Annotated in this window: 20 protein-coding genes; 15 read left to right on the top strand and 5 right to left on the bottom strand. The window is 71.8% G+C overall.

Features of this window, described 5'->3' with window-relative positions; translation table 11 throughout:
- The first annotated feature begins 32 nt into the window (after nt 1-32).
- The 7 genes from ACIPPM_RS18815 to ACIPPM_RS18785 all read left to right on the top strand — a co-directional run bounded on the left by ACIPPM_RS18815 (nt 33) and on the right by ACIPPM_RS18785 (nt 7,024).
- The gene (locus ACIPPM_RS18815; RefSeq protein WP_401448938.1) at nt 33-755 is read left to right on the top strand and encodes a LysM peptidoglycan-binding domain-containing protein; all 723 of its coding nucleotides are present in this window, start codon (nt 33-35) and stop codon (nt 753-755) included.
- The gene (locus ACIPPM_RS18810) at nt 752-2,572 is read left to right on the top strand and encodes a VgrG-related protein (RefSeq protein WP_401448936.1); all 1,821 of its coding nucleotides are present in this window, start codon (nt 752-754) and stop codon (nt 2,570-2,572) included. The genes ACIPPM_RS18815 and ACIPPM_RS18810 overlap by 4 nt, the downstream gene beginning before the upstream one ends.
- A gap of 44 nt (nt 2,573-2,616) precedes the next feature.
- Nucleotides 2,617-2,937, top strand: coding sequence for a PAAR domain-containing protein (locus ACIPPM_RS18805; RefSeq protein ID WP_401448934.1), 321 nt, complete (start codon nt 2,617-2,619; stop codon nt 2,935-2,937).
- Nucleotides 2,934-3,356: a GPW/gp25 family protein gene (locus tag ACIPPM_RS18800; protein ID WP_401448932.1), complete on the top strand. Its 423-nt coding sequence runs from the start codon at nt 2,934-2,936 to the stop codon at nt 3,354-3,356. The genes ACIPPM_RS18805 and ACIPPM_RS18800 overlap by 4 nt, the downstream gene beginning before the upstream one ends.
- Nucleotides 3,356-5,314, top strand: coding sequence for a putative baseplate assembly protein (locus ACIPPM_RS18795; protein ID WP_401448930.1), 1,959 nt, complete (start codon nt 3,356-3,358; stop codon nt 5,312-5,314). The genes ACIPPM_RS18800 and ACIPPM_RS18795 overlap by 1 nt, the downstream gene beginning before the upstream one ends.
- Entirely contained in the window at nt 5,311-5,880 is a 570-nt protein-coding gene (locus ACIPPM_RS18790) for a phage tail protein (RefSeq protein ID WP_401448928.1), read from the top strand. Before ACIPPM_RS18795 ends, ACIPPM_RS18790 begins: the two co-directional genes overlap by 4 nt.
- Before the next feature lie 316 nt (nt 5,881-6,196).
- On the top strand, nt 6,197-7,024 hold the full coding sequence (locus ACIPPM_RS18785; RefSeq protein ID WP_401448925.1) for a zinc ribbon domain-containing protein: 828 nt from the start codon (nt 6,197-6,199) through the stop codon (nt 7,022-7,024).
- Nucleotides 7,025-7,027: 3 nt separating this feature from the next.
- Here the strand turns inward: ACIPPM_RS18785 and ACIPPM_RS18780 are convergent, their stop codons facing one another.
- Together ACIPPM_RS18780 and ACIPPM_RS18775 are read right to left on the bottom strand one after the other, a co-directional pair.
- Complete coding sequence (locus ACIPPM_RS18780) at nt 7,028-8,389, bottom strand: mycothione reductase (RefSeq protein ID WP_401448922.1); 1,362 nt, start codon at nt 8,387-8,389, stop codon at nt 7,028-7,030.
- 45 nt (nt 8,390-8,434) lie between these two features.
- Nucleotides 8,435-9,808, bottom strand: a complete 1,374-nt coding sequence (locus ACIPPM_RS18775; RefSeq protein ID WP_393593384.1) for an NAD-dependent succinate-semialdehyde dehydrogenase — start codon at nt 9,806-9,808, stop codon at nt 8,435-8,437.
- Between the two features lie 559 nt (nt 9,809-10,367).
- Here ACIPPM_RS18775 and ACIPPM_RS18770 point away from each other — a divergent pair.
- From ACIPPM_RS18770 to ACIPPM_RS18760, 3 genes are all read left to right on the top strand, one after another.
- Nucleotides 10,368-16,169 (top strand): hypothetical protein, encoded by a 5,802-nt coding sequence (locus tag ACIPPM_RS18770; RefSeq protein ID WP_401448919.1) that lies wholly within the window; start codon nt 10,368-10,370, stop codon nt 16,167-16,169.
- 98 nt (nt 16,170-16,267) lie between these two features.
- A complete protein-coding gene (locus tag ACIPPM_RS18765; protein ID WP_401448917.1) occupies nt 16,268-17,731 on the top strand; it encodes a hypothetical protein in 1,464 nt (487 codons plus the stop codon).
- A 109-nt stretch (nt 17,732-17,840) separates the two neighbouring features.
- On the top strand, nt 17,841-18,128 hold the full coding sequence (locus tag ACIPPM_RS18760) for a hypothetical protein (protein WP_401448915.1): 288 nt from the start codon (nt 17,841-17,843) through the stop codon (nt 18,126-18,128).
- A gap of 22 nt (nt 18,129-18,150) precedes the next feature.
- Here the strand turns inward: ACIPPM_RS18760 and ACIPPM_RS18755 are convergent, their stop codons facing one another.
- On the bottom strand, nt 18,151-19,305 hold the full coding sequence (locus ACIPPM_RS18755; protein ID WP_401448912.1) for a glutathione-independent formaldehyde dehydrogenase: 1,155 nt from the start codon (nt 19,303-19,305) through the stop codon (nt 18,151-18,153).
- 419 nt (nt 19,306-19,724) lie between these two features.
- Between ACIPPM_RS18755 and asnB the strand changes: the two genes are divergently transcribed.
- From asnB to ACIPPM_RS18730, 5 genes are all read left to right on the top strand, one after another.
- Nucleotides 19,725-21,566, top strand: a complete 1,842-nt coding sequence (gene asnB, locus ACIPPM_RS18750) for an asparagine synthase (glutamine-hydrolyzing) (protein WP_401448910.1) — start codon at nt 19,725-19,727, stop codon at nt 21,564-21,566.
- A 287-nt stretch (nt 21,567-21,853) separates the two neighbouring features.
- Entirely contained in the window at nt 21,854-22,753 is a 900-nt protein-coding gene (locus tag ACIPPM_RS18745; protein ID WP_401448907.1) for a glycoside hydrolase family 19 protein, read from the top strand.
- Between the two features lie 142 nt (nt 22,754-22,895).
- The gene (locus ACIPPM_RS18740; RefSeq protein ID WP_401448904.1) at nt 22,896-23,564 is read left to right on the top strand and encodes a HemK2/MTQ2 family protein methyltransferase; all 669 of its coding nucleotides are present in this window, start codon (nt 22,896-22,898) and stop codon (nt 23,562-23,564) included.
- Between the two features lie 77 nt (nt 23,565-23,641).
- Complete coding sequence (locus tag ACIPPM_RS18735) at nt 23,642-23,869, top strand: CDGSH iron-sulfur domain-containing protein (protein ID WP_401448901.1); 228 nt, start codon at nt 23,642-23,644, stop codon at nt 23,867-23,869.
- Nucleotides 23,866-24,852 carry an iron-containing redox enzyme family protein gene (locus tag ACIPPM_RS18730; protein ID WP_401448899.1) on the top strand — a complete coding sequence of 329 codons (987 nt, stop codon included), beginning with the start codon at nt 23,866-23,868 and terminating at the stop codon, nt 24,850-24,852. The genes ACIPPM_RS18735 and ACIPPM_RS18730 overlap by 4 nt, the downstream gene beginning before the upstream one ends.
- Nucleotides 24,853-24,924: 72 nt before the next feature.
- Here the strand turns inward: ACIPPM_RS18730 and ACIPPM_RS18725 are convergent, their stop codons facing one another.
- Together ACIPPM_RS18725 and ACIPPM_RS18720 are read right to left on the bottom strand one after the other, a co-directional pair.
- Entirely contained in the window at nt 24,925-25,638 is a 714-nt protein-coding gene (locus tag ACIPPM_RS18725) for a hypothetical protein (RefSeq protein WP_401448896.1), read from the bottom strand.
- A 44-nt stretch (nt 25,639-25,682) separates the two neighbouring features.
- On the bottom strand, nt 25,683-26,261 hold the full coding sequence (locus ACIPPM_RS18720; protein WP_401448894.1) for a hypothetical protein: 579 nt from the start codon (nt 26,259-26,261) through the stop codon (nt 25,683-25,685).
- Nucleotides 26,262-26,393: the final 132 nt, after the last annotated feature.

Genomic DNA, 26,393 nt, shown 5'->3' with positions numbered 1-26,393 from the left:
CCTCCAAGGCTCCCAGGAAGGAACCACCCCCCATGTCCCCATCGGTCCGCGCCAGCCGGGCCAGGGCGCAGCTCACGCTCAAGGAGCCGCCTGCCTCCGTCGGCGCCAAGCCCGGCGGCACGCTCGCGCGGCTCGACCTGCAGTTCAACCCGTCGACGCTGGAGCTGAGCAAGTCCGTCGAGTGGCGGCGCTCCCCCGCGCGCATGGCGGGCGAGTCGGCGCTGCCGGAGTTCGTCGGCAGTGGGCCCCGGACGCTGAGCCTGGAGGTGTTCCTGGACGCGACGGCCACCCACGACAACTCCGTGGAGCAGGCCGTGGAGAAGCTGATGAAGGCATGCGTGCCCACGCAGGCGAGCCTCGGCCGGAAGAAGCCGGCGAGCCCCTGGGTGCGGTTCGAGTGGGGCACGGCGCGTACGACGTCGTTCGACGGGGTGCTGACCAGCCTGTCGGTGTCGTACACGCTGTTCGACGTGGACGGGAAGCCGCTCCGGGCCACCTGCTCGCTGTCCATCGAGGAGGCGAGCGTCGATGCGCGGGGGCAGAACCCGACGTCCGGCTCGAAGACGGCGCGCAGCACGCACACGGTGGTGGCGGGCGACAGCCTGGCGATGCTGGCGTGGCGGGAGTACGGGGACGCGGCGGCCTGGCGGGCCATCGCCGAGGCCAACGGCATCGACGATCCGATGGCGCTGGAGCCCGGCAGTGAACTGGTGGTGCCCGGACTGCGGGACGCCGGGGACGAGGAGGAGCGGTGAAGCCTTCGGAGTCGGGGGACGTCAGGTCGTTCGCGGCCGACCCCGTGGTCGAGGCGCCGGGCGAGCTGCCGCAGACCTGGGCGACCCAGCTGGTGAGCTGTGTGGTCGAGGAGAGCGTGGGGCTGCCGGACATGGCGGTGCTCACCTACCGCGACCAGCAGCACGAGTTCCTGGCCGCGACCGGCGTCACGATCGGCACCCCGCTGAAGGTGTCGGTGGTGACGGTGAAGGGGCAGGCGCGGGAGCCGCTGTTCAACGGCGAGGTGACGGCGCTGGAGCTGGACCGGGACGGCACCGGCACGTTCACCGTGGTCCGGGCGTACTCCAAGGCGCACCGGCTGCAGCGGGGCCGGAAGGTGGTCGCGTACCGGAACATGACGACCTCGGCGATCATCCGCAAGGTCGTCACCTCGGCGGGGCTGGCCTGCGGCAAGGTGGAGGCCCCGGCGGTGACGCACAAGCAGCTCTCGCAGGCGAACGTCTCCGACTGGGACTTCCTGCAGTATCTGGCGGCCGAGTGCGGGGCGCAGGTGCGGGTGGACGACAAGGGGGTCGTCCAGTTCACCCGGCCGGTGAAGGCGTCCGGCGCGCCGTCGCCGTCGATGCCCGCGACGCGCAGCCCGCTGGTGCTGGAGTACGGGCGGAACCTGCTGGCGCTCCGGGCGTCGCTGTCGATGGCGGACGCGGCGCAGAAGGTGCAGGTGCGCGGCTGGGACGCGACGACCAAGCGGGCCGTGGTGGCCGAGCAGGCGTCCATCACCAGCGACACGGTCGTGCCCGGTCTGAGCCCGGCGTCGGTGAACCGGTTCGGGAAGAAGACGCAGGTGACGGTGGCCGACACCCCGTACCGCACGCAGGCGGAGGCCACCGCGGTGGCGCGGGCGACCGCGGACCAGGTCAGCGCGTCCTACGGTGACCTGGAGGCGCTGACCACCGGCAATCCGGCGCTGCACGCGGGCAAGGCGGTGGCGCTGGGCAACGTGGGCCCGGCGTTCTCGGGGCGGTACACGACGACGGCGGTGCAGCACGTGCTGGAGCCACACGGCGGTTTCCGGACCACCCTGTGGGTCAGCAGCCGCCCCGATCCCTCGCTGACCGGTCTGTCCGGTGCCGGGTCCGGTGCGCGGGGTCCCCGCATCCCGGGGCTGGCGATCGGCGTGGTCACCGACGTGCGCGAGCCGAACGGCGCCGAACAGGGCGCGGTGCGGCTGAAGTTCCCCTGGCTGGACGACACGTACGTCTCGGACTGGACGCGTACCGTGCAGTGGGGCGGCAAGGGCGGCGGCGGGGTGGTCAGCCCCGAGGTCAACGACGAGGTGCTGGTCGGGTTCGAGCAGGGGCTGCTGGACAGTCCGTACGTCCTCGGCGGGCTCTACAACGGGGTGGACAAGCCGTCGAAGCACGATGTGCCGCTGATCGACAAGACCAGCGGGAAGGTCAACCGGCGTTCCTTCGTGTCGCGTTCGGGGCACCGGCTGGAGCTGCTGGACGCGCCCCGGCCGGGTCCGTCGGGGCTGCGGCTGGTGACGGCGGACAAGCGGCTGGAGGTCCGGATGGACGATCGCCAGGACCGGATCGAGGTGACCGTGTACCGGGCGCCGGGGCAGGCGGGCACGTCCATGGTGCTGGACAAGCAGGACATCACCCTGAGCGCGCCGATGGGCCAGGTGGTCCTGAAGGGGCGCCAGGTGGTGCTGGAGGGGCAGACGCAGGTCTCCGTGTCCGGTGGCGCGGTGGCGGTGTCCGGGCGCTCGTCGGTCGAGGTGGACGGCGGTCTGCTGGGTGTCCTGAAGGCCAAGCTCATCCGGATCAACTGAGCCGTTCCGCATGTGTGTTGTTGTCGATTACCGAGGAGTCCATGATGCCGGCCGCAGCCCGTACCGGTGATCCCACGAGCCACGGCGGCCGGATCACCACCCCGCCGCCCGCGGCCGCGACGCGGGTGGCGACCGTACTCATCGGGGGTCGCCCGGCGGCCGTCGTGGGCAGCCTGCACGTGTGCGTGGTCCCGCCGCACGCGGCCACCGGACCGGCGAACGTGATCATCCCCGATCCGAAGGCGCTGGTTGGCAAGGGCGTCCTGATCGGCGGGCTGCCCGCCGCGCGGATGGGGGACAGGACGACGTGCCAGGCGCAGATCGTGATGGGTGAGTTGAGCGTGGAGATAGGTGGCGTGCTGTGAGTGAGCGGTTCATCGGCCGCGGCTGGGCGTTCCCGCTGCGAGTCGGCCCCACCGGCGGCATCGCCATGGTGGAGCGGGCGCGGGAGATCGAGGAGGCGATCCGGCTGATCCTCGGCACCGCGCCCGGCGAGCGGCCGATGCGTCCCGAGTTCGGCTGCGGCATCCACGACTACGTGTTCGCGCCGGGCGACGGCGCCACGGCGGGCCGGGTCGCGCAGCAGGTGCGGGAGGCGCTGGAGCGGTGGGAGCCGCGGATCACCGTGGACGACGTCGTGGTGGCCTTCGACGCGGTGGACGCCGGGACGCTCTACATAGACGTGCACTACACGGTGCGTTCCACCAATGACCGGCGCAATCTTGTGTTTCCGTTCTACACGATCCCCTCCGAGGAGGGTGTCGAGGAAGTGGTCGGCGACTGATGGTCCTGCCCTCCCCCAATCTGGACGACCGGCGCTTCCAGCAGCTCGTCGACGAGGCGAAACGGTATGTGCAGCAGCGCGCCCCCGAGTGGACCGACCACAATGTGTCGGACCCCGGTGTCACGCTGATCGAGACGTTCGCCTATCTGGTGGACCAGTTGCTGTACCGGCTGAACCGGGTCCCGGAGAAGAACTACCTGGCTTTCCTGGACCTGTTGGGCATCCGGCTGTTCCCGCCGTCGGCGGCGGCCGCCGAGGTCGACTTCTGGCTCTCCGCACCGCAGCCGGAGACGGTGACGCTGACCGCGGGCACCGAGGTGACGACCGGCGCGGGCGAGGACGAGGAAGCCGTCGTCTTCGCCACGACCGGCGAACTGCGCATCGTACCCAGCGAGTTGATCCGACTGGTGACGGCGCCGCGCGGCGGTGAGCAGACCGACCGGACGAACGCGCTCGCCGAGGGCCGGGACGTGCCCTGCTTCCAGACGACGCCGGAGCCCGGTGACGCGCTGCTGTTCGGGCTGCCGACGGCGGTGCCGCGCTGTGTGGTCGCCGTCCGCCTGGACAGCCGGGTCGAGGGCGTCGGCGTCGACCCGCGCCAGCCCCCGCTGGCCTGGGAGGCGTGGGACGGCACGCGCTGGCTGCGGTGCGAGACCGGCGAGGACACCACGGGCGGTCTGAACCGGCCCGGCGAGGTCATCGTCTACGTGCCCGCGTCGCACACCGCGTCCGTGATCGGCGGGACGCACGCGGGCTGGCTGCGCTGCCGGGTGATTCCGGCCGAGCCCGGCCAGCCGTTCTACTCCGAGTCGCCGACCGTGCGGGAGGCCGCCGTGTTCACGGTGGGCGGCACGATGACGGTCGAGCACGCGGAGACGGTGACGGATGTGCCGCTCGGCGTCTCCGAGGGGGTCGCGGGGCAGACGTTCCGCCTCGACCGGCCGCCGGTGCTGCTCGATGGCGAGCCGCCCGTGGTGGAGGTGTCCTCCGCCGACGGCTGGCAGCGCTGGCAGGTCGTCGAGCACTTCGGCCGCTCCGGCCCCGAGGACCGGCACGTACGGGTCGACGCCACCTCGGGCGAGTTCGGCTTCGCGCCCGCGCTGCGCGAACCCGACGGCACGCTGCGCGCGTGCGGCGCGGTGCCCGGCAAGGGCACCCAGATCCGGGTGGCCCGCTACCGCACCGGTGGCGGCCCGGCGGGCAACGTGGCGCGCGGCGCGATCAATGTGCTGCGCAGTTCGGTGCCGTACGTCGCCCGCGTCGGCAACCGGGAGGCGGCGCGCGGCGGGGTCGCGGGCGAGACGGTGGCCAACGCCCGGCTGCGCGCCCCGCAGGCGCTGCGCATGCAGGAGCGCGCGGTGACCGCCGAGGACCACGAGATCATCGCCCGGCAGGCGGCGCCCTCGGTACGCCGGGTGCGCTGTCTGCCCGCCGCCGACGAGCCGGGCGCGGTACGGGTCCTGGTGGTGCCGGACGCGGTCCCGGACGTCGACGGCCGGGTCCGCTTCGAGCAGCTCATCCCGTCCGACCAGGTGCTCGCGACGATCACCGGGGCGCTGGACGAGCGGCGCCTGATCGGCACCCGGCTCGTCGTGGAACCGCCGGTCTACCAGGGCGTCACCGTGGTGGCCCGGCTCACCGCCCCGGCCGCCGTCGCCGACCGGGTACGGGCCACCGCCCTGGCCGCGCTCTACGACCACCTGGACCCGCTACACGGCGGCCCCGACGGCACGGGCTGGCCGTTCGGGCGGCCGGTGCAGTACGGCGAGGTGTTCGGCGTGCTCCAGCGTGCCGTGGGTGACGTGCTGGTGGAGGACATCCGGCTGTTCCCGGCCGACCCGGTGACCGGGCGGCGCGGTACGCCGGTCGATCGGGTCGACATCGGCGCGGGCGCGCTGGTCTTCCCGTACCAGCACCAGGTGGTCGTCACGGCGGCGGAGCCGGAGGCCCGGGTATGAGCCGCGCCGCGATCCCCGGTCTGCCGAGCCGCCATCCGATCGGCGGGCAGCTGCCCGCGTTGTACGCGGAGGACGACTTCGCCCAGCGTTTCACCGCGGGTCTCGACACGGTCCTGGCCCCGGTGTTCAGCACCCTGGACAATCTGCCCGCCTACCTCGACCCGAGGGTGGCCCCCGACGACTTCGTGGCCTGGCTCGCCTCCTGGGTGGGCGGCGTGGACGATCCGCGCTGGCCCGCCGAGCTGCGCCGCGAGGCCACGGTCCGGGCGATGGAGCTGCACCGGGGGCGCGGGACGAAGCGCGGGATGCTGGAGGCGCTGCGGCTGATCCTCGGGGTCGGCGCCGAGATCACCGGCGACGGTGCCGCCGTCTGGTCCCGCACCCCCGGAGCCGAGCTGCCGCCCGCGCCGGACGCCGAGGTCGTCGTACGGGTGTGGCCCGAGCGGGACGCGACGGTCGACGCGTCCCGCGTCCACGAACTGGTCCGGGCGCTGTGCCCGGTGCACACACGATGCCGGGTGGAGGTCCTCACCGCTCCGCCCGCCGACTCCGGCGAAGGGGAGTGACGTCATGCGTGAGTGTCCCGCCTGCGGGGCTTCGAACGAGGCGACGGACGACTTCTGCTGGAACTGCGGGAGTTACCTCGGCTGGTCGGAGGGGTCGGCACGGGGCCGGGGCGGGTCGGCCGACACCCCCGCGGAACCGGCGCCGGAGCCGGCCGCCGAGCCCACGCCACGGCCTGCGGCCGCCGAGGAGCCCACGCCGGAACCCGCACCGGCTCCGGCTCCTACGGCTCCAGCTCCCGAGCGCGCCCCGGAGGCGTCCAGCCCGGCTCCCCCGGTCCCCGAGCCACCGACTCCTCCGACTCCCCCTGCGACCCCTGTGGTCCCGACGGCCCCGGTGGTCCCGGCGACCCCGGTGGCCCCGGCGGCCCCGCAGCCGGTCAAACCGGCCAAGGCGGTCGCCCCCCGGCCGGTGGTCCGGCCGCTCCCGGCGACGGACGAGGACACCTCCGGGGTGCCGTGCCCCGTCTGCGGTACGCCCAACCCGGCGTACCGCCGTTTCTGCCGGAAGTGCGCCGCGCCGCTGACGCCCGCGACGACTCGGGAGCGGCTGCCGTGGTGGCGGACCGTGTGGCCGTTCCGGCGCCGCACCCGTGGCGGCTCCGGGCGGCTGGCGCGGCTGCTGGTCATCCTCGCGGTGGTGCTGGCGCTGTGCGCGGCGGGTTTCCTGCTGCTCCCGGCCGGACGGAAGCTGATCGAGGACACGCGGGACAAGCTGGGCACACCCAAGGCGGTGAGTCCGTCCCGCGTCTCCGCGACGGCCGAGCTGCCGGGACACTCGGCCCGGCTGACCACGGACGGCCTCACCAACCGCTACTGGGCGATCCCCGGCAAGGGCGCGGCGGTGACGTACACGTTCGCGAAGCCGTTCCGGTTCGTGGACGTGATCGTCACCAACGGCGCGTCCAAGAACGCCGAGGATTACGGCACCCAGGCCCGCGCCCTCCATCTGGACATGGATGTCTTCGCGGAGGACGGCAAGGTCCAGCGCAAGGAGATCGACCTGAGCGACAAGCCCGGCCCGCAGCCGATCGTGGTCGGCATGAGCCGGGTCACCCAGGTCCGGCTGACCCTCAGCGACCCGGTCGGCCTGTCCGGCGGACGGCACGTCGCGCTGGCGGAGGTGGAGTTCTTCCAGCGGACGTGACGCTCAGTCCAGCTCTCGCAGGGCGTTCTCCACGACCTCCGTCAGGGCCGGGTGGATCCAGAGCGGCTGCTCCGCGAGGTCGCGTGCGGTGATGCCGAAGGTCTGGGCCACCACCAGCGGCTGGATGAGGGTGGCCGCCTGCGGGCCGAGCAGGTGTGCGCCGAGCAGGCGGCCGGTGCGCCGGTCGACGAGCACCTTGCAGAAGCCCTGGGTCTCCTCCAGGGCCCAGCCGTAGGCCACGTCCTCGTACCGGTGGGTGGCAGCGGCGTAGTCGAGGCCCTGCTCGCGGGCCTCCTGCTCGGTGAGGCCGACCTGGGCGATCTGCGGGCGGGTGAACACGGCGGCGGGCACCGCGTCGTAGCTCATGGTGCGCGGGTCGCCGGGGTGGACCAGGTTGTGCGCGACCACCTCGGCCTCGCGGTTGGCGACGTGCTTGAGCGGTACGGGCGTGGACACGTCCCCGAGCGCCCACACGCCCTCGGCGCTGGTGCGCAGCTGCTCGTCCACGGTGATCCGGCCGTCCTCGGCGTCGATCCCGGCCGCGTCCAGGCCGAGCCGGTCCCCGTTGGGGCGGCGGCCAACGGCCACCAGCAACTTGTCGGCGCGCAGCTCGGTGCCGTCGTCCAGGGTGAGGCGCAGGTCGCCCGGCTCCCCCGAGACCTCGGTCAGCTCGCGGCTCAGGCGCAGGTCCCACCGGTCGCGCACGATGTCGGTGAACGCCTCCGAGATCGCTTCGTCCTGCTGGCCCAGCAGCCGGTCCTGCTGCTCGACCACGGTGACGTGGCTGCCCGCCGAGTGGAAGACGTGCGCGAGTTCGGCGGCGATGTACCCGCCGCCGAGCACGACGAGGCGCTCCGGCGGACTGTCCAGCCGCATCACCGTGTCGGAGGTCTCGTACGGCAGCCCGGAGTCGGCGACCACCGGGGGTACGACGGGGCGGCCGCCGACCGCGACGACGATCCGGTCGGCGCGCAGCTCGACCGGGCCGCTCCCGGTCTCCACGGCGAGGGTCCGGTCGCCGGTGAAGCGGGCGCGGCCCCGGTAGACGGTGATGTTGTCCGCGGCCCGGCGCCCCTGCTCACCCTCCTTGGCGGCGGCGTCGAGGCGGCCGAACACCCGCTCGCGGGCGTCGGCCCAGCGCACCTGGCGCAGCTCGGCGTCGACGTCGTGGCGGTGGGCGTCGCGGACGGTGTCGGCCACGTCGGCGGTGGCGGCGAGCATCTTGCTGGGGATGCAGCCCGCGTTGAGGCAGGTGCCGCCGAAGGGGCCCTCGGAGACGATCGCGACGTCCAGGTGGGCGAAGCGGTCGTCGACGAGGGCGTTGCCCGTCCCGGCTCCGAGGACGATCAGGTCATGAGTGCGCATGCCGGGAACGTGTCCCTTCGGTCGGCATTCATGTCCCTTCGCCCCTCAGCGGGTGACGCGGACCAGCTTGTGGTTGGCGAACTCCTCCATGCCGTAGCGGCCCAGTTCGCGGCCGAAGCCGGACCGCTTGACCCCGCCGAAGGGCAGCTCGGCGGCGGTGCCCGCCGGTCCGCCGAGGAACACCATGCCGGTGGCGAGGCGCTGGGCCACCCGGTCGGCCTGTTCGTCGTCGTCGGTCTGCACCGAGGCGCTCAGGCCGTACGGCGAGTTGTTGGCGAACTCGACCGCCTCGTCCTCGGAGCCGACCTTGAAGAGCAGCGCGACCGGGCCGAACAGCTCCTCCTTGTAGGCCCGCATCTCGGGCGTGATGTCCGCGAGCACCGTCGGCTCGTACCAGGAGCCCGGCCGGTCCACGCGGCGGCCGCCCGCCAGCACGGTCGCGCCCTTGGAGATGGCGTCCTGGACCTGCTCGTCCAGGGTCTCGACGGCCTTCTCGGAGGAGAGCGGGCCCATGAAGGTGCCGGGGTCGGTGGGGTCGCCGGGGACGATACGGCGGACCGCCTCGGTGTACTGCTCGGCGAAGTCGTCGTAGTGCTCGTCCAGCGCGATGATCCGCTTGGCGGAGTTGCACGCCTGGCCCGCGTTGAACATGCGGCCCTGGAGGGTGTTCTTCACGACCCGGGACATGTCCGAGACGCCGAGGATCAGATACGGGTCGGAGCCGCCCAGCTCCAGCACGACCTTCTTCAGGTTCCGGCCCGCGATCTCGGCGACGGCCGCGCCCGCCCGCTCGGAGCCGGTCAGGGAGACGCCCTGGATACGGTCGTCGGCGATCACGTCCTCGATCTGCGCGTTGCTGGCGAAGATGTTGACGTAGGCGCCCTTCGGCAGCCCGGCGTCCTGGAAGATCCGCTCCATCTCCAGCGCGGACTCCGGACACTGCGGGGCGTGCTTGAGCAGGATCGCGTTGCCCAGCATCAGGTTGGGCGCGGCGAAGCGGGCGACCTGGTAGTACGGGAAGTTCCACGGCATGATCCCGAGCAGGGTGCCGACGGCCTCCTTGCGGATGACGGCACGGCCGCCGGAGGCCACGTCCAGCTCCTCCTCCTTCATGAACTCCTCGCCGTGGTCGGCGTAGTACCGGTAGATCGAGACGACGATGTCGATCTCGCCGAGGGCCTGCTTGACCGGCTTGCCCATCTCGCGGGTGATGATCCCGGCGAGCTGGTCCCGGCGCTCCTCGTACAGGTCGGCCACCCGGTGCAGCACGGCCGCGCGCTCCTCGGGCGGCCGGGCGGCCCACTCGGCCTGCGCGGTGTCGGCCAGTTCGAGCGCCTCGCGCAGTTCCGCGTCGGTGGCGGTCGGGTACTCCCGCTCGGTCTCGCCGGTGGCGGGGTTGACGATTCGGTAGTGCTCCATGACGTCCTCTCGTTCTCCGGCTCTCGTTCTCCGGATCTCGTTCACCGGTCCGGAGAGCCGCGGGCGGGTGGCGGCGGCCGGTCGCTACCGGACGGTACGGCCAACCGGCTACCCGTCGGACAGGCCCGGAACACCCGCACCGGACGTCCCCGCCTCCCCCAGGCTGACCGAGGTCCGCGGGATGCGCTCGCCGAACAGCGGGGGACGCGGCGCCATCCGTGGCGCCCAGGGCGTGTCTCTCCAAGGCGTGGCGCGGCCGGGGCGCACGGCCCAGTGGCTCCCGCCGGTGGCGGCCGACCCGCGATCCGTGCTGTGGGCGGCTTCGGGCTCCCCTCGGCTCAGGCGATCCCGGACATCGGCGAGAGGGACACGTGGCCGCGAGCGCGGTCTCTTCCGCGAATGCCTCGCCGTCCTCCGACCCGTTTTGATATGACTGTCCATCACCGGAACTCCCGTGCTCACCAGCGGGACCGGGGGAAGCGCGCGCGAAGTTGGGGGGCCAGTGACTTCGGTTTCTTCGTTCAGGCAGTGGCTGCGAGAAACGCCCGAGCTTGTGCTCATGCTGTTCCGGCATGTCGAGAACGCGCACGGCCTCACCGCACTGCACTACGAGGGTGGCCCCGCCGCCTCGAAGCTGCACAGGACCGCCGGGGCCCGCATGTGGGTGACCCGGGCGCCCGAGCGACTTGTCCTCAGCCTCGGCGCTTGCGGAGTCAGGCTGGCCGATTCCCGGCTTCGCGAGATGGGGCACCCGGTAGCGCTGCCCGACGCCGACGGCGATGAACTCTTCCGGATGATGGCCGAGTTGCCGCCAGACCTGGCGCGCCTCGTACTACAAGGGCTCTCCCTCTTCGAGGAGGCGCCCGCCTGTCGGCCGCTGCGCGAGCATCCGGAGCAGCTCCGGCAGGCGGCCGACAGCCCGGCGCCCCCGCTGACACAGACCGATTACGAGCGCCTCTCCTGTGAGGACCGGGTGCCGCGGGAATCCGGCGACGCGGCGCGACCGGGAACCGACGAAGAGCGGCCGAACCGACGGAAAGCGAGGGGAGGCGGGGTCGTGATGCGACAGGACGCCAAGGAGATCGAGCGGGAGACGGCGCGGTTGAAAGAGGCCGCCGGGCGGCTGGCGAACAGGATCGATGACTTCGTCGAGGCCATGCGTGCCGGTCGACTGGCCGGCGATCCCCGGTTGTTGCGCGCGACCGCGGAGTGGGTCAGGGAACGCCGGACTCTGGCTCGAACCCTCCAGGAGGCCGGCGCCGACGAGAGGTGGGGCGACGACGAAGGCTGGGCCACCGCCGAGTCGCTCCTCGGGCAGGTCCGGGAGGGCGAGCGTCGCAGGGAAGCGGCCCGCCGGGAGTTCTCGGAGGTCAAGCAAGCACTCGACGAGGCACGCTCGGTCTACGAGTCCTCGGCGAGCGAGATGCTTCGGGGCCACCTCCGCGACAAGATCACGGAGTACGAGCAGCGGCTCCACGAGCTGGGTGAAGACGCGCCGGGCGAACCGCACGACCCGCCACACCTCGGTGAGGTGGCCGGCCCCGCCGCGGTCGTGGAGTCTGGCGACGCCGCCGCGCCCTCGGCGGAGGAAGCGGACAGCGAAGCGGTCGACACCCCGAGCAGCACCACGGCCGAACCCGCGATCATCGCGGTCGGCGCCGCCACCGGGCTGGACAGCGACGCCGAACCGGCCCGAGCGCTGATGCGCACCGAAGACTCCCTGACCGGCTCCGCCGCGGGCTCGGCCCCGTCTGTGGAGGACGGCCCCCCGGAGAGCGGCGAATCCCCGGAGCACGGCGAATCCGCGGAGGGTCCCGCATCGGTCGGCGGGCTGGGCGGGTCGACGACGCCTGAGAAGCCCGCGGACCAGGTGAAGCCCGAGCAGGGCGACGGATCGACGGACGCGGTGGTGCACGAGGTTCCAACCCTCGCCCTGGACGGCGCTCCCGACCAGGGCCGGTCGGAGCGGGCGCCTGGGCCGACCGCTGACCCGTGGTCGGGTGACTCCGCCCCGGTAGCCACACTGATCGAGCAGGGAAGGCTCGCCGAGTCCTACTGGCTGAGCCGAGCCGCTGGCGCGGACGCGCACCGCCTGGTCGCGCTGGCGTACGCGGACGCAGCCTTCCACGCGGCGTCCACATGGTCCTCCGACCTGCAGGTGGACGCCGAGAAACGGATCGAGGCGGTAGTCAAGGAGTATTCCTGGGACGACGATCGCGATGCCCACCTGGTTCTGCTGACCGCGGCCATCCGCAGCGGTATGTCGGCGCGGTGGGCAGGCGGAATCCTGACCGACTTCACCTCGCTGCCCGGTCTGTCCGGACCTTGGGCGACGCTGTTGGAGGAACTGGTGCACGCGGTGCGGCATTCCGTCGACATCAAGCCCGGTGACCTGGACGCACCCACTGCCGCGTCCGCCGCCGACCGTCGCGAGGAGATCGGTGAGCGGGCCCGTCAGCTCGCCCTCGATCTGCCGCAGCGCACCATCAAGTACCAGCGAGCCACGATCGTGCTGCAGGCCCTCGCGGCACCCGACGGTGTGCTGGGACGCACTCTGGAGATGCTCCAGGCGTGGGCCGAGGGCCACGTCGAGTCCGAAGAACTCGTCAAGGAAATGGAGGAGCGTTACAAGCGCTCCGACGCCGCCGACCGGATCATCGACTCCACCGACCGTGCGAAGCGGACGCCCAAGCAGGCGAAGCACCCGATCCACTCGGCCGCGCGTGAACAGCTCCGGGGTCACGTCAAGAACGTGCAGGACCTGCTCACGGCAGCCCTGCGGATCGCCGCTTCACCTCGGCCGTCCGGCAGCCGTGACGTCGGCCGGGATCTGATGAGGGCGATCACGGCCGCCCGGCAGGCGGAGCCGGTGCCCGGAGTGGGCGGGGCGCTCCTCGCGCTGCTGCTGCGCTGGCTCGACGGCTCCTTCTCCCCGGAGTCGCGCGACACTCGGTTCAGTCCTCCCGTCGACGGCCTCCTCCACCTGCCCGGCCTGTCCTGGCGCGTCGAGGAGGGCCGGGACGAGCCCGACCTGGGAAGGCCGGACGCACTGGCGGCCATGCTCGGACTGCTGGGCCCCACCGACATCGCCGTGGCGCTGCAGAGCCACCAGGGCCAGGGCAACATCCACCTGGCGGCCCGTCTGCTGGACAGGCTGGAGCAGGGGCGGATCGCCGGCACGAAGCCGCAGCCGGCTCAGTTGTCGGACTGGCGGGAGGGACTGTCGGACGCGGCCGCCGGCTGGCGGCGCAAGTGCACCGAGGAGCACCGTCGCGCCCAGCTCGCCCTGGCACAGATGCGGGTCCAGAACCTGCTGAAGCCCGAGCACGAGCACGACTTCACCGTGCGGCTCCTCGATCTGGAGGCGGACCACGGGGACCGTCACGGAGAGAGGTTCCGCGCCACCGCCGAGATCGGCCGTCGTCTGCGAGCGCTGGAGGAGGAGCAGACGGCTCAGCTCTACCGCGAACTGGATGCCGCGCGCCTGACCGATTCGGAGGAGCAGCGCATCCGCGAGCTGCTGGAGCGGAGCGAGACGGTCGCGGCGGAGGAACTGCTCTCCTTCGCCCGTGGGGGCGAAGCGCTGCCCGCCCCCACGGAACCGGTGGGCCAGGAACTGTCGCGCTTCCTGGCGGGTGTGTCGCACCGCGACGCACCGCCACCCACGCGGCACGGAGTCAGCGCACGCTGGTGGGCACAGCACTACGCGGGCGACGACTCGCTGGTGCAGAACGCGGTCGCGGGGCTGGACTCCTGGGAGAACCTGATCCGGGAGCGTGACTCACGCAAGATCCGGGGTCTGGCCAGAAGCGTGCTGCGCCTGCTCGGCCTGAGCGTGACCGAGTCCAACGTCGAGGAGGCCCGGCACGGTGTGACCCGGCTGAGCGTGCGTGCGGACATCACCGAGAGCACGCCGGGCTACGTCGCCGCCCTGGGCTCCCAGTCCCGCCGCATGTACAAGGTCGTCGTGATCGCCGACGAGCTTCGGGGCGAGGGACCGCTGCGACACCTCCCGGATTCGGCGATCGGCGCCAACGTGATCCTCTATCTGCAGCCCCTGGGCATCGAGGGGCGCCGTAAGCTCGCACGCGCCTCCCGCAGCCGGAACGAGCAGGCCCTGGTGGTCGACCCGGCCGTCGTGGGCTGGGTCGCAGCCCGCGCCCCACGCTCGTTCCGTGCCGCGCAGCGAGTGACGCTCCCGTGGACCGCGTACACGCCGTACACCCCGCATGTCGCCGGTCTCGTTCCGCCGGAGGTCTTCAAGGGCCGGGCGGAGGAGATGCGCGAGGTGCTGAAGCCCGACGGCTCCATCTTCCTCTTCGGCGGGCGGCAGCTCGGCAAGTCGTCGCTGCTGCGGCAGGCGGTCGAGGTCTTCCAGAAGGCCGACCCGGACCACAACATCGCCGTCTACATCGACCTGCTCAAGGCGGACATCGGACATGCCGAGCCGCCGGACGGTATCTGGCGGGTGCTTCTGTCCGAGTTGAAGCGTCGCGACGTCATCCCCGCGAACACCCCCGACAGCAGTCCCGTCGACGCCATCGCCGAGGAGATCAGGCGGTGGGTCGAGGCCGAGCCCGGCCGGCGCATCCTCCTGCTCGCCGACGAGGCCGACGCCTTCCTCACCGCCGATGCCCAGGCCGTCTACACGGGCGGCGGTCAGTCCACGTTCCGCACCGTCAAGCGGCTGCAGCGTCTGATGGAGACCACCGGACGATCCTTCAAAGCGGTCTTCGCCGGTCTGCACCAGGTACAGCGCTTCAACCACCTGACCAACGTAGTCACCGCACACGGCGGTCCCGGTGTCCTCGTCGGTCCGCTGAAGCCGCGGGCCGCCGTCGCACTCGTCGAGGAGCCCCTGGCCGCGGTCGGTCTTGTCTTCGAAAGGCCCGACCTGGTCTGGCACATCCTGGGTGTCACCAACTACCAGGCCAACCTGCTGCAGATCTTCTGCGATCACCTCGTCGCCTACATGCAGCAGCGAGCCATGCCCGCGAACGGTCGGCGCGCACCGATCACCTGGAACGACGTCCAGGCCGTCGCGAACCTGGAGCGAGTCCGCGAACTCATCGCGGAGCGACTGCGTTACACCATCAACCTGGAAGACCGCTACCGCGTCCTCACCCTGCTGATCGCCCTGCGCGCCTTCGAACACGGCTACGCGCACGCCAGCCGCCCGGCCGAACTGCTGGAGGAGGCACATCAGATCTGGCCGGAGGGGTTCCCGCTCAACAGCGAACGGCAACTGACCATCTTCCTGGACGAGATGGTCGGCCTCGGCCTGCTCATCAAGCTGCCCGCCGAGGAACGTGCCTACGCGATGCGCAGTCCCAACGTGGTCAACATGCTGGGCAACCGCAACGAGCTCAAGAGCGAGCTGCACGACACCGAGTTCGATCTGCCCTACGACTACAACCCGCGCTCCGCCCGTCGTTCCGTCGGCATCATGCGGGGTGTCCAGCGGATGAGTCCGCTGACCGAGGGGCAGTTCGACGAGATGCTCGCCCACTCCACCCGCACGAGCATCGTTCCCTGCACCCGGGCACTCGGCGATCACCTTGTCGAGAGCGGCCTGCGCCTCTACGGCGAAGGCTACGGTTTCGATGTCGTCTCCGTGGGCCCCGCGGACGAGCTGGTCGACGCGATCGCCGCGAACTCACGTCGCAGGCGCGGTTCCAGGCTCCTCTTCGTCGATCTGCGCGGCCGCCCGGGTCCCGAGGTGAAGGACGCCGCCGAGCGCTTGGTCGAGCACACGGGGGCTCCCGCACTGGAAGCCGAGACGGCGTCCGGAGCGCCCCGGCGGTACGCGGTCGTCCTCTGTTCACCGGACGCCGCGGCTCACGCGGAAACAACGAAGGCGGGTCTCGTCGTACCGCAGCGATGGACCGTCGACAGCGTCCGCGCCTGGCCGGAGTCACCCTTCGGGTTGCCCCAGGAACGCCGCAGTCTCATCGCCGCCACCGGTGGCTGGCCCGCTCTGGTCGAGCTGGCCATGCACAACGTGCGCTCCGGAATGCGGCAGAAGGAGGTGCTGCAGAGCCTGTGCGACCGGTTCGACACAGCCGACGCGGCCCGGGCCCATCTGCGGGCGGCCGGACTGACGGAGGAGGACACCTCCCCCATCGCGGCCTGGGCGCAGTTCTACAGCGTCGAGGAGTACCTCGGCGGCAACGCGGTCATCTCGCCCGGAGACCTGGCCGCCGCCTTCTTCGAGGAGAGCGGCGATGCCGACGCCCTGCGCTCGGCCGAACGCATGCTGGAGCGCCTCGACCGGCTGGCCGTCCTCGACCAGGTCGAGAAGGGTGCCCGGTTCGATGCCGTCACCTTCCGGTCGCTGAAGACGGTCGGACCCGACCGGTGACCGCGGCCGACCCGTGGCCGCGGGACACCGTTCCCGAAGGTGCCGGGTCCTCGGAAGACGGTGGTCCGCCTCCGCGGGTCCCGAAGGCTCGTGCCCCGGTGGCGGAGGCCCTGGGCGCCGTCCGGCGCGTGGAGGACGAGGGCTTCGCACGGCTTCCCGGACCACGTCGGCATCTCGATCTGCTGAAGACGGATCTCCTGTCCGGTCGCAGCTGCGTCTGGTACTTCCCCGATCCCGTGGTGGCGTCCGGACGCGCCGACTTCTTCATCGACGAGCTGGCTCATCGCATCGAGGGGGTGATCTCCGTGCCCGGGGCCGTGTCGTTGGCCGACCGCGATTCAGGGCCGTCGTCGGCGCGGCGAGCTCCCTTTCCTGATGCGCGCGTGTCCGTTCCGGTCACGGAGGGCATGGGGCAGGTGGTTCTGCCGGACGATCCGTACGGCGATCTGCTGAGCGATCTCGTCGTCACCGCGACGGCGGGACCGCCGGCGGCGTCACCCGCCGAACCCACGCCGCACTCGACGTTGCAGGACCGCCTGGCCAAGGAACTCGGTGTTGTCGACGACCCTCTCGGGGCGCTGGCCCGACAGGCCGCCGACGGTCAGGCACCGCACACCGTCTTCGTCCGCTGCTGGAACGAGGTCTCTCCCGAGGAGGCGGCCAGGATTCTCCGGGTCGCCGCGGCCACCTTCCACGAGGCCGGGCTGTCCGGTGCCGCCCAGCCTCGGTTTCTCTTCGCGGCCCGGGCGGCCGACCTGCCTCGCCGTGTGCTCGGCGACCGCAGCCGATCGTCGGTCCACTGGTGGTGGAAGGTCTGGACCCGTCTGGACACCGAGGTCCTCATGGCCTGGCAGTCGACCGGTGGCATCGACGACCCGGCCGACGCACTGCTCCGGCGCGTCACGGACGCTGTCGTCGCAGAGGTCTGCGGTCCCGACATCGACCGTGCTCTCCTCCTGCGGGACGTCTGGAAGGGCGGAGACCTGGACAGTCTGCGCGCGGCGCTCGTCGGGCTGCTGCCGGACGAGCACGACGACGAGGCGGAGCACACCTCGATCCTGCGGATGTCGGCCGCGCACGCATGGGCTCCCGCCGCCGAGATCCACGACGCGTGGGCGGGCGGCTCCGTCGACAGCTGGGACGGGCGCATCCGTTCCGTGTACGGCCGTCATCTGGCGGACGCCAGGTCGGACGACTTGCGCGTCTGCGTCTGTCACGCGCAGAACCGGGTCCTCCTCCCCCTCATCGAGGAGGCGCGCACAGCCCTGATCCACCTGGTGCCCGATCTGCTCCGCAAGAAGAGCCACAGCCTTGAGGATTTCTGTACCAAAGCGCGTTCGCAGTACAAGAACAAAGTGACGACGGCGGCGCCGGACCTCCGCGAACTGGAGATCGGCGGCCTCTCGGCTGCCGCGTACATGTTGAACCTGACCACTGTCCAGCGCGACCGCCTGCGCGCGCTGCACACAGCCCGTAACACGCTCTCGCACCGCACTCCCCTCATTCACAGGGACCTTGTGACCCTGACGAAGGTGTTGACCACGGACTGGACGGCCGGGTAGCCGACCCCGCCCCGGTTTCCGTACGCCTCTGACCAGGGGGCTGCGCCGCATGGCACGAGTTTGCGATCCGGGGGTCGTGCAAGGCGGGATCGGGGGTACACGGGCCCGCATGGCAGCGATGAGCGATCACTCCCGAATCCGGCGGGCCGTACGGCAGTTGCGCCGGGTGCGTGTCTTCTACGCGACCGGCGTGGCCCTGTGGCTGGCCGCCGCGATCTGGACGGGATGGATGAGTCCCGGCAGTCGCCAGATGTGGGTCTCCGTCCTCCTCCTCACGCTCTTCGCCGGGCTGCTGGGCACGGCGACGCTGTGGCTCCAGCGGCTGCGCACCCGGAGCGCGGACGCTCCGGCCCACCATGCCGCGCCGGGACGGAAGATCGCCGCCCGGCACGCCTGATCCGGCGGGCCGGAGCCCCGGTTCACGCCGCGAGGTCGTGGCCGGGGTGCAGGACCACCTTGGTGTAGCCCTCGATCCGCTTGTCGAACTTCTCGTACGCCTCCGGGGCCTCCTCCAGCGACAGTTCGTGGGAGACCACGAAGCTGGGCCGGGCGCGGCCGGAGGCGATCATGTCGCGCAACTGGCGGTTGTACTTCTTGACGTTGCACTGGCCGGTGCCCATCTTCTGGCCCTTCTCGAACATCTTGCCGATCGAGACCAGGAGTTGGCCGTGCTTGGCGTTCTCGTCGGGGCCGCCGGGGTCGGAGGGCACGTACAGGCCGGGTATGCCGAGCCTGCCGGTCGGCCGGACCGTCTCGACCAGCTGGTTGAGGACGATCGCGGGCTCCTCGTGACCGCTGTCGTCCCCGGTCTGGGCCTGGTAGCCGACGGCGTCGATGCCCTTGTCGGTGCCCTCGCCGTTCGTCTGGGCCTTGATCTGCTCGGCGGGGTCGCCCTGGGTGAAGTCGATCGGGATGGCCCCGATCTCCTCGGCCTTGGCGAGCCGCTCGGGCACCCGGTCGACCACGAACACCTTGGACGCGCCGCGCAGCAGCGCCGAGTAGGCGGCCATCAGGCCGACCGGCCCGGCCCCGTACACCGCGACCGTCTCGCCGGGTGAGACCTGGGCGAGTTCGCAGCCGTGGTAGCCGGTGGGGAAGATGTCGGCCAGCAGGATGTAGTCGGTCTCGTTCTCGTCGCCCTCGGGCAGCTTCAGGCAGTTGAAGTCGGCGAAGGGCACCCGCAGCCGCTCCGCCTGGCCGCCCGTGTACGGGCCCATGGCCACGTAGCCGTACGCGCCGCCCGCGAAGCCGGGGTTCACGGTCAGGCAGAACCCGGTCTCACCGGCGAGGCAGTTCTTGCAGAACCCGCAGGCCACGTTGAACGGCATCACGACGCGGTCGCCCACGGACAGCGAGGTCACGCCGTCGCCGACCTCCTCGATGATGCCGAGGTTCTCGTGGCCGAACACGATGCCCGGCTCGGCCGCCGTGCGCCCCTCGTACATGTGCAGGTCGGAGCCGCAGATCGCGGACGAGGTGATCCGGACGATCACGTCGTTGGGGTGCTGGATCTGCGGATCGTCGACTTCCTCCACCGTGACGCTGAAGGGCCTTTCGTAGACAACGGCTTTCACCTCGGTCACCTCCGCGTCTCGTACTGGATGACGGTGCCGGGGCGGGCCGGGCCGCCGCCGGAGCGCGCGGGTGGGCGCGGCCGTGCCGGGGCCCGCTGCCCTCGTTCCACCGCCGTTGCTTCCAGGTAACGCCCCCGGAGCGGGCGCTGCAACCCACCCGTGGATTGGCGAAGTTTTTGCCCGTGGCCGGTTCGCGGTGCCGCCGCGCTGCTCACCGGGCACGCGGCGGCTTTCGCTTCGGCAAAGTGCGGCCCGAAACCGGCGGTGGCGCGTGTCGTGGAGGTTACGGGGCCGTTGACCGGCGCCGGTGCCGGGCGGAGGCTCGTCATATAGGTGCTCGATACAACTGGTTCGGCGGCCGGGCTCTGCGCTGGCGGGAAATCGCAGGTCAGCGGCGCGCCGTAGGCAGGAGGCAGCGCATGTGCGGCATCACCGGCTGGGTGTCCTTCGACCGTGATCTCGGCGCCGAGGACGCCGTATTGGATGCGATGACCGAGACGATGGCCTGCCGGGGTCCGGACGACCGGGGCACCTGGGCGGAGGGGCCCGCCGCTCTGGGGCACCGGCGGCTCGCCATCATCGACCTGCCCGGCGGACGACAGCCGATGTTCGTCCGCACTCCCCGGGGGAACGTCGCCCTCGTCTACTCGGGAGAGGCGTACAACTTCACCGAGCTGCGCCGCGAACTCACCGACCGGGGGCACCGGTTCACCACCGACTCCGACACCGAGGTGGTGCTGCGCGGCTACCTGGAGTGGGGCGACACGGTGGCCGAGCGGCTGAACGGCATGTACGCGTTCGCCGTCTGGGACGGCCGCCACGACAAGCTGGTGATGATCCGCGACCGCATGGGCATCAAGCCGTTCTACTACCGGCCCACCGCCGACGGCGTCCTGTTCGGCTCCGAGCCGAAGGCGATCCTCGCCCATCCGCTGGTCCGCCCCCGGGTCACGCTGGACGGGCTGCGGGAGCTGTTCACCATGGTCAAGACGCCGGGGCACGCCGTGTGGGACGGCATGCGCGAGGTCGAGCCGGGCACTGTCGTCACCGTCGACCGCTCCGGCCCGCGCACCCGCGTGTACTGGCGGCTGGAGACCCGCCCGCACCCCGACGACCAGGACACGACGATCGCCACCGTCCGCACCCTGCTCGACGACATCGTGCGCCGCCAGCTCGTCGCCGACGTGCCGCGCTGCACCCTGCTCTCCGGGGGCCTGGACTCCTCCGCCATGACCGCACTGGCCGCCGAGCAGCTCGCGGAGCGCGGTGAGAAGGTGCGCAGCTTCGCGGTGGACTTCGCCGGGCAGGCCGACAACTTCGTCGCGGACGAGCTGCGCGGGACGCCGGACACCCCCTTCGTCCACGACGTGGCCCGGCTCGCCGGGACGGACCACCAGGACATCGTCCTCGACGTGCAGTCCCTGGCCGACCCCGCCGCCCGCGAGCAGGTGATCCGCGCCCGTGATCTGCCCGCCGGGTTCGGCGACATGGACGCCTCCCTCCTGCTGCTCTTCCGCGCCATCCGGGACCAGTCCACGGTGGCGCTGTCGGGCGAGTCGGCGGACGAGGTGTTCGGCGGGTACCTCCAGTTCTTCGACGAGGAGGCCCGGCACGCGGACACGTTCCCCTGGCTGGTGAGCTTCGGCCGCCACTTCGGCGACGACAAGGGCGTGCTGCGGCCCGAACTGGTCGACGCGCTGGACCTGCCGGGGTACGTCGCGGACGGCTTCCGTACCGCGGCCGCCGGGGTCGAACGGCTGGACGGCGAGAGCGACTTCGAGTTCCGCATGCGCCGGATGTCCCACCTCCACCTCACCCGGTTCGTGCGCATCCTGCTCGACCGGAAGGACCGGATGAGCATGGCGGTCGGGCTGGAGGTGCGGGTGCCGTTCTGCGACCACCGGCTCGTGGAGTACGTGTACAACACGCCTTGGGCGCTGAAGTCGTTCGACGGCCGCGAGAAGAGCCTCCTCCGGGAGGCCACGGCGGACGTCCTGCCCCGCTCGGTGTACGACCGCGTCAAGAGCCCGTACCCCTCCACCCAGGACCCCGGCTACGGCCGCGCCCTCCAGACCCAGGTCAAGGACCTGCTGTCCCGGCCGTCCCACCGCGTCTTCGACCTCCTCGACCGGGAGAACGTCCGGAGGATCGCGGAACACGACTCCCTGGCCGGTACGCAGGCGGCCCGGCGCGGCCTGGAGCGGACGCTCGATCTCGCGGTGTGGCTGGACCTCTACTCGCCCGAGGTGAGCATCGACTGAGCCGACCCCGAAGGGTGCGGAGGGCATCGAGAAATGCCCTCCGCACCCTTTTGTCTGCCACCGTACGATCGCTCGACTCCCTTTCCAGGCAAGCAAGTTGACCGAACTTCGCCCCTTCCTCGCGCAGCCTCTTGACTGGTACAGACCAATGCGTTTGAGTGTGGCCTCACACCCCCCATCACGGCCGCCCCCCACGCCTTCGCCGGTGTCTCGGCGTGCACGAAAGTGAGCGCGCCCGCGTTCCGCCTCGCGCTGGAACGGCCGTGGCACCTCTAGGAGTTGATTCAGTGTCGAGACGGCACATCTCCGCCGCGCTGGCCGCACTCGCCCTCGCCGTGGCCCCCGCCCTGCTCCCGGCTCCGGCCGCGTCGGCCGCTCCGGCGGCCTCCTGTTCGAGCTACCCGAACTGGGTGGCCGGCAAGTCGTACCGGGCCGGTGACGTCGTCCGCTACACGGACGGCAAGGCGTACATCGCCGAGCACGACAACCCGGGTTACGACCCGATCATCAGCACCTGGTACTGGGACCCGTACAACTGCGACGGCGGCGGCGGGAACACGCCCGTCGGCAACTTCGTGGTCACCGAGGCCCAGTTCAACCAGATGTTCCCGAACCGGAACTCGTTCTACTCCTACAGCGGGCTGGTGAACGCGCTCGGCGCTTACCCCGGCTTCGCCAACACCGGCAGCGACTCGGTGAAGAAGCAGGAGGCCGCGGCCTTCCTCGCCAACGTGAACCACGAGACCGGCGGTCTGGTCTACGTGGTCGAGCAGAACACCGCGAACTACCCGACGTACTGCGACTGGAGCCAGCCGTACGGCTGCCCGGCCGGTCAGGCGGCGTACTACGGGCGCGGCCCGATCCAGCTCAGCTGGAACTTCAACTACAAGGCGGCCGGTGACGCGCTCGGCATCGACCTGCTGCACAACCCCAACCTGGTGCAGAACGACAGCGCCGTCGCCTGGAAGACCGGCCTCTGGTACTGGAACACCCAGTCCGGACCGGGCTCCATGACCCCGCACAACGCCATGGTGAACCAGGCGGGCTTCGGGCAGACGATCCGCAGCATCAACGGCTCTCTGGAGTGCGACGGCCGCAACCCGGCGCAGGTGCAGAGCCGCGTCGACGCCTACCAGCGCTTCTCGCAGATCCTCGGCGTCTCCCCCGGCGGCAACCTCTACTGCTGACGAGGGCCCCGCTCCCGGCGCGCCACGGCCACCCCGGCCGTGGCGCGCTCGTGCGTCACCGGCCGCCGCATCGAGGTGTGGGTCCGGCGACGAAGGGCACTCAGACACCGGCACGAGAACGCCCGGCGTCCAGGAGGCGGACATGGGAACACCGGTCGCACTGCCGACACCGCCGGGCGTGTACACCCCGCAGCACGACACCGGCCTCATCGCCCGCGCCCTGGAGCACGAACGCCTGGACAGCGGTTCCGCCGTCCTCGACCTGTGCACCGGCAGCGGCGCGCTGGCGGTGCGGGCCGCGCTGCGCGGGGCACGGGTCACGGCGGTCGACATCTCCTGGCGCGCCCTGGCCACCGCGTGGTGCAACGCGCTGCTCGCCGGGCAGTGCATCACCGTCCGCCACGGCGACCTGGTCTCGGCCGTTCCGGGCCGCCGGTACGACCTGGTGGTGAGCAACCCGCCCTATGTGCCCGCGCCCGCCCCGAACCCGCCGAGCCGGGGCTCGGCCCGTGCCTGGGACGCCGGGCCGGACGGCCGGGTCTTCGTGGACCGGATCTGCGACAGCACCTCCGGCGTGCTGCACCGCGGCGGGGTCCTCCTGCTCGTGCACTCCGCCCTGTGCGGCACCGCCCCGACCCTGGACCGGCTCGCCGCCACCGGACTGGACGCGGCCGTGGTGGACCGGGCCACCGTGCCCTTCGGTCCCGTGCTGCGCGAGCGCCGGTCCTGGCTACACAGCCGGGGCATGCTGCGCGACCGGCACGAGGACCAGGAGGAGCTGGTGGTGGTCCGCGCCGTCCGCCGCCACTGACCCGAACGGGCCGTTTCGGCGGCTTCCAGCGGGTACTCGTGAGGGACGGTGAGGACCCGAGCCGGGAGGACGGTGCCGTGCGCCGAGAAGCCGAGACCAATACCGCGACCGCGACCGGTGTGACGATCACCCCCGACGGCCCGCTGCTCCTGCCCGGCCCGGTCGAGGTGACCCTCCCCGACGGCACCGTCGTCACCTCACGGCGCTTCACGGTGGCCCTCTGCACCTGCCGCCGCAGCCGTATCTACCCCTGGTGCGACACCAGCCACCGCCGACGCGCGAAGAACACGAGGGAGACCAGGTGACCGCGCCCCCGCTCCCCCAGCCGCGCGGCGACCTTTCCGCCGCGGTCGTCTCCGCGCTGACCGGCAGGGACACCGCGCAGGCCAACCGGCCCCCGGCCACCGTGGACCCGTACGGCGAAGACCTCCAGCTGGCCCTGTACACCCTCTACGAGCTGCACTACCGCGGCTTCGAGGGCGTGCCCGAGGAGCTGGAGTGGGACCCCGGCCTGCTGGCGCTGCGCCGCTCGCTGGAGCGGCCGTTCCTCGCCGCGCTGCGCCGGGACGCACCGCCGGGCGCGAGCGCCGAGGAGGCGCTGGACGCGCTGCTGGTCGAGCCGGTGGGGCACGACGACAGCAGCGTCAGCCACCATCTCCAGCGCGACGGCGAACTGTGGCAGCTTCAGGAGTACGCGGCCCTGCGCTCGCTGTACCACCTGAAGGAGGCAGACCCACACGCCTGGGTCATCCCGAGGCTGCGCGGCCGGGCCAAGGCGGCCATGGTGGCCGTGGAGTTCGACGAGTTCGGTGCCGGACGCCCGGACGAGATCCACGCCCGGCTCTACGCCGACCTGATGACCGACCTCGACCTGGACACCACGTACGGCCACTATCTCGACCGGGCGCCCGCCCCCGCCCTGGCCACCGTCAACCTGATGTCCCTGTTCGGGCTGCACCGCGCCCTGCGGGGCGCCCTGGTCGGCCACTTCGCCACGGTTGAGGTGACGTCGTCCCCGGGCTCCCGGCGGATGGCCGCGGCCCTGCGCCGTACCGGTGCGGGCGCGGCCGCGCAGCGGTTCTACGACGAGCACGTGGAGGCGGACGCCGTGCACGAACAGGTCGTCCGCCGTGACGTGGTCGGCGGCCTCCTGGCCGACGAACCGCACCTCGACGCCGACATCGCCTTCGGCGTACACGCCACCGGCCTCCTGGAGGACCAGTTCGGCAGCCATGTGCTGAAGGCGTGGCGCCAACAGCACAGCGCCCTGCGCACACCGCCGCCCTGAGTGCCGTACGACACGACGGCGGCCCGGACCTCCTCGGTCCGGGCCGCTACCGCGTTCTGGCGTGAGCGGGGCTCAGGCGTCCAGGAGCTGGTTGAAGAAGGTGCGGTACTGCTGGAGCGCCACGCGCAGACCCTCGGTCTCGACCTGCTCGCCGCGGCTCCACTGGCCCTCGAGTTCCTTCTTGTGGTCGGCGAAGGTCGCGGCCAGCGACTGGATGACGTCGGCGACCAGCGCGTCCGCGGAACGGACCGCGTCCTTGGGGTCATCGACGAAGGTGCCCTGGATCTTCGCCCAGCGCTCGCGGAAGCTGTCCGCCTCCTGGTGGGCGATCAGCGGGTCGGCACCCTCGTCCACCGAGCGCGGCTGCCCGCCGCCCGGACGCTGGTCCCCGCCCTGTCGCTGGTCGTGGTCGTCCCGTTCGGTCAGGGGGGTGCGTTCCGGGGCTCCGGTCGGCTCGCCCATGGCGGTCCGCTCGGGCGCGTCGGCCCGCTCGCCCGTGGAGGTCCGCTCGCCGGGTACGTCCCGCGTCCCGTCGGAGACGGCCGACGCGTCGCCGGGGTAGGACGGCGGGGGCGTGTCGGACGAGCGGTCGGGGCGCGCCCCGGACAGCGGGCCGGAACGGGCGTCCGGCGGGGTGTCCTGGCCGGTGTCGGACGGCGCGTCGGAACGCGTCCCCGACAGGGGGCCGGAGCGGGCGTCGGGACGGCTGTCCCGGCCGGAGCGGGCCAGGTCCTCCGTGCTCAACTCGCCCTCGCCGTGGCCGCTGTTGGTGTGCCGATCTGACATGACAACCTCGTTTTCGCTCGTGCCGTGATGGAATGCGCGCCGGGTCAGGCCGCGTCGTGTCCGGTGCTCTCGTGGTGCGGGGGACGGCCGCTGCCCAGCAGGTCGTCGAAGAGGGTGCGGTAGCGCACCATGGCGCCGCGCAGTTCCTCGGTGGTCGCCTCGCCGTTCTCGTTGCGCAGGCTCACGTCGTGGGCGTCGCGGTAGTGCTCCAGGGTCTGCGCGTGCTCCACGGACAGGTCCCGAAGCTGCTGCTCGAAGCCCTCGGTGGGGTAGCCGCGGTCGCGCATGAGCTGGGTGACCAGGCGGTCGGCGTCGTCGACGCTCTGCGCCGGGTGGTCGACGAACCGCTCCTGGGTGCCCCGCCACTCGGTGGCGTAGTGGTCCCGCTCCTCGGGGGACAGTTCCTTGAGGTCGAGGTCGCGGTGGCGCTTCTCGCGGGCCTGGAGTTCGCGCTCGGCCTCCCGCCTGCTCTCGCCGGACTGCACGGCCCGGTCGTACTCGGGTCCGAACTTCTCCTGGAGGTGGCGCCTGCGGCGGCTCCTCACGAGCGCCACGCCCGCGGCGATCAGGATCAGGATGACCACGATGGGAATCAGAATGGCGAGCAGCGTTGCGGTGGACATCGCCTCTCCCGCTGGGTGAGTTGAGTGGACGGGCGGGCCGGTCGACGGCCCGCCGGGGTACTCCGCCCGAGTACCCCGGCCCCGTTCCCGCACACCGCCTCACCGGCAGGCGCGCGGGGGTGGTTGCCCGGC

Source organism: Streptomyces sp. NPDC090119, assembly GCF_044747085.1.
Lineage (GTDB): Bacteria > Actinomycetota > Actinomycetes > Streptomycetales > Streptomycetaceae > Streptomyces.
The sequence above is the reverse complement of the archived record's forward strand: the minus strand, read 5'-3'. Positions and strand labels throughout refer to the sequence as shown.

Bases quoted from the DNA above. Each gene is read 5' to 3' on its own strand.
- ACIPPM_RS18815 (WP_401448938.1), top strand. From the start codon at position 33: ATGTCCCCATCGGTCCGCGCCAGCCGGGCCAGGGCGCAGCTCACGCTC.
- ACIPPM_RS18805 (WP_401448934.1), top strand. From the start codon at position 2,617: ATGCCGGCCGCAGCCCGTACCGGTGATCCCACGAGCCACGGCGGCCGG.
- ACIPPM_RS18795 (WP_401448930.1), top strand. From the start codon at position 3,356: ATGGTCCTGCCCTCCCCCAATCTGGACGACCGGCGCTTCCAGCAGCTC.
- ACIPPM_RS18790 (WP_401448928.1), top strand. From the start codon at position 5,311: ATGAGCCGCGCCGCGATCCCCGGTCTGCCGAGCCGCCATCCGATCGGC.
- ACIPPM_RS18780 (WP_401448922.1), bottom strand. From the start codon at position 8,389: ATGCGCACTCATGACCTGATCGTCCTCGGAGCCGGGACGGGCAACGCC.
- ACIPPM_RS18775 (WP_393593384.1), bottom strand. From the start codon at position 9,808: ATGGAGCACTACCGAATCGTCAACCCCGCCACCGGCGAGACCGAGCGG.
- ACIPPM_RS18770 (WP_401448919.1), top strand. From the start codon at position 10,368: ATGCTGTTCCGGCATGTCGAGAACGCGCACGGCCTCACCGCACTGCAC.
- ACIPPM_RS18760 (WP_401448915.1), top strand. From the start codon at position 17,841: ATGGCAGCGATGAGCGATCACTCCCGAATCCGGCGGGCCGTACGGCAG.
- asnB (WP_401448910.1), top strand. From the start codon at position 19,725: ATGTGCGGCATCACCGGCTGGGTGTCCTTCGACCGTGATCTCGGCGCC.
- ACIPPM_RS18740 (WP_401448904.1), top strand. From the start codon at position 22,896: ATGGGAACACCGGTCGCACTGCCGACACCGCCGGGCGTGTACACCCCG.
- ACIPPM_RS18725 (WP_401448896.1), bottom strand. From the start codon at position 25,638: ATGTCAGATCGGCACACCAACAGCGGCCACGGCGAGGGCGAGTTGAGC.
- ACIPPM_RS18720 (WP_401448894.1), bottom strand. From the start codon at position 26,261: ATGTCCACCGCAACGCTGCTCGCCATTCTGATTCCCATCGTGGTCATC.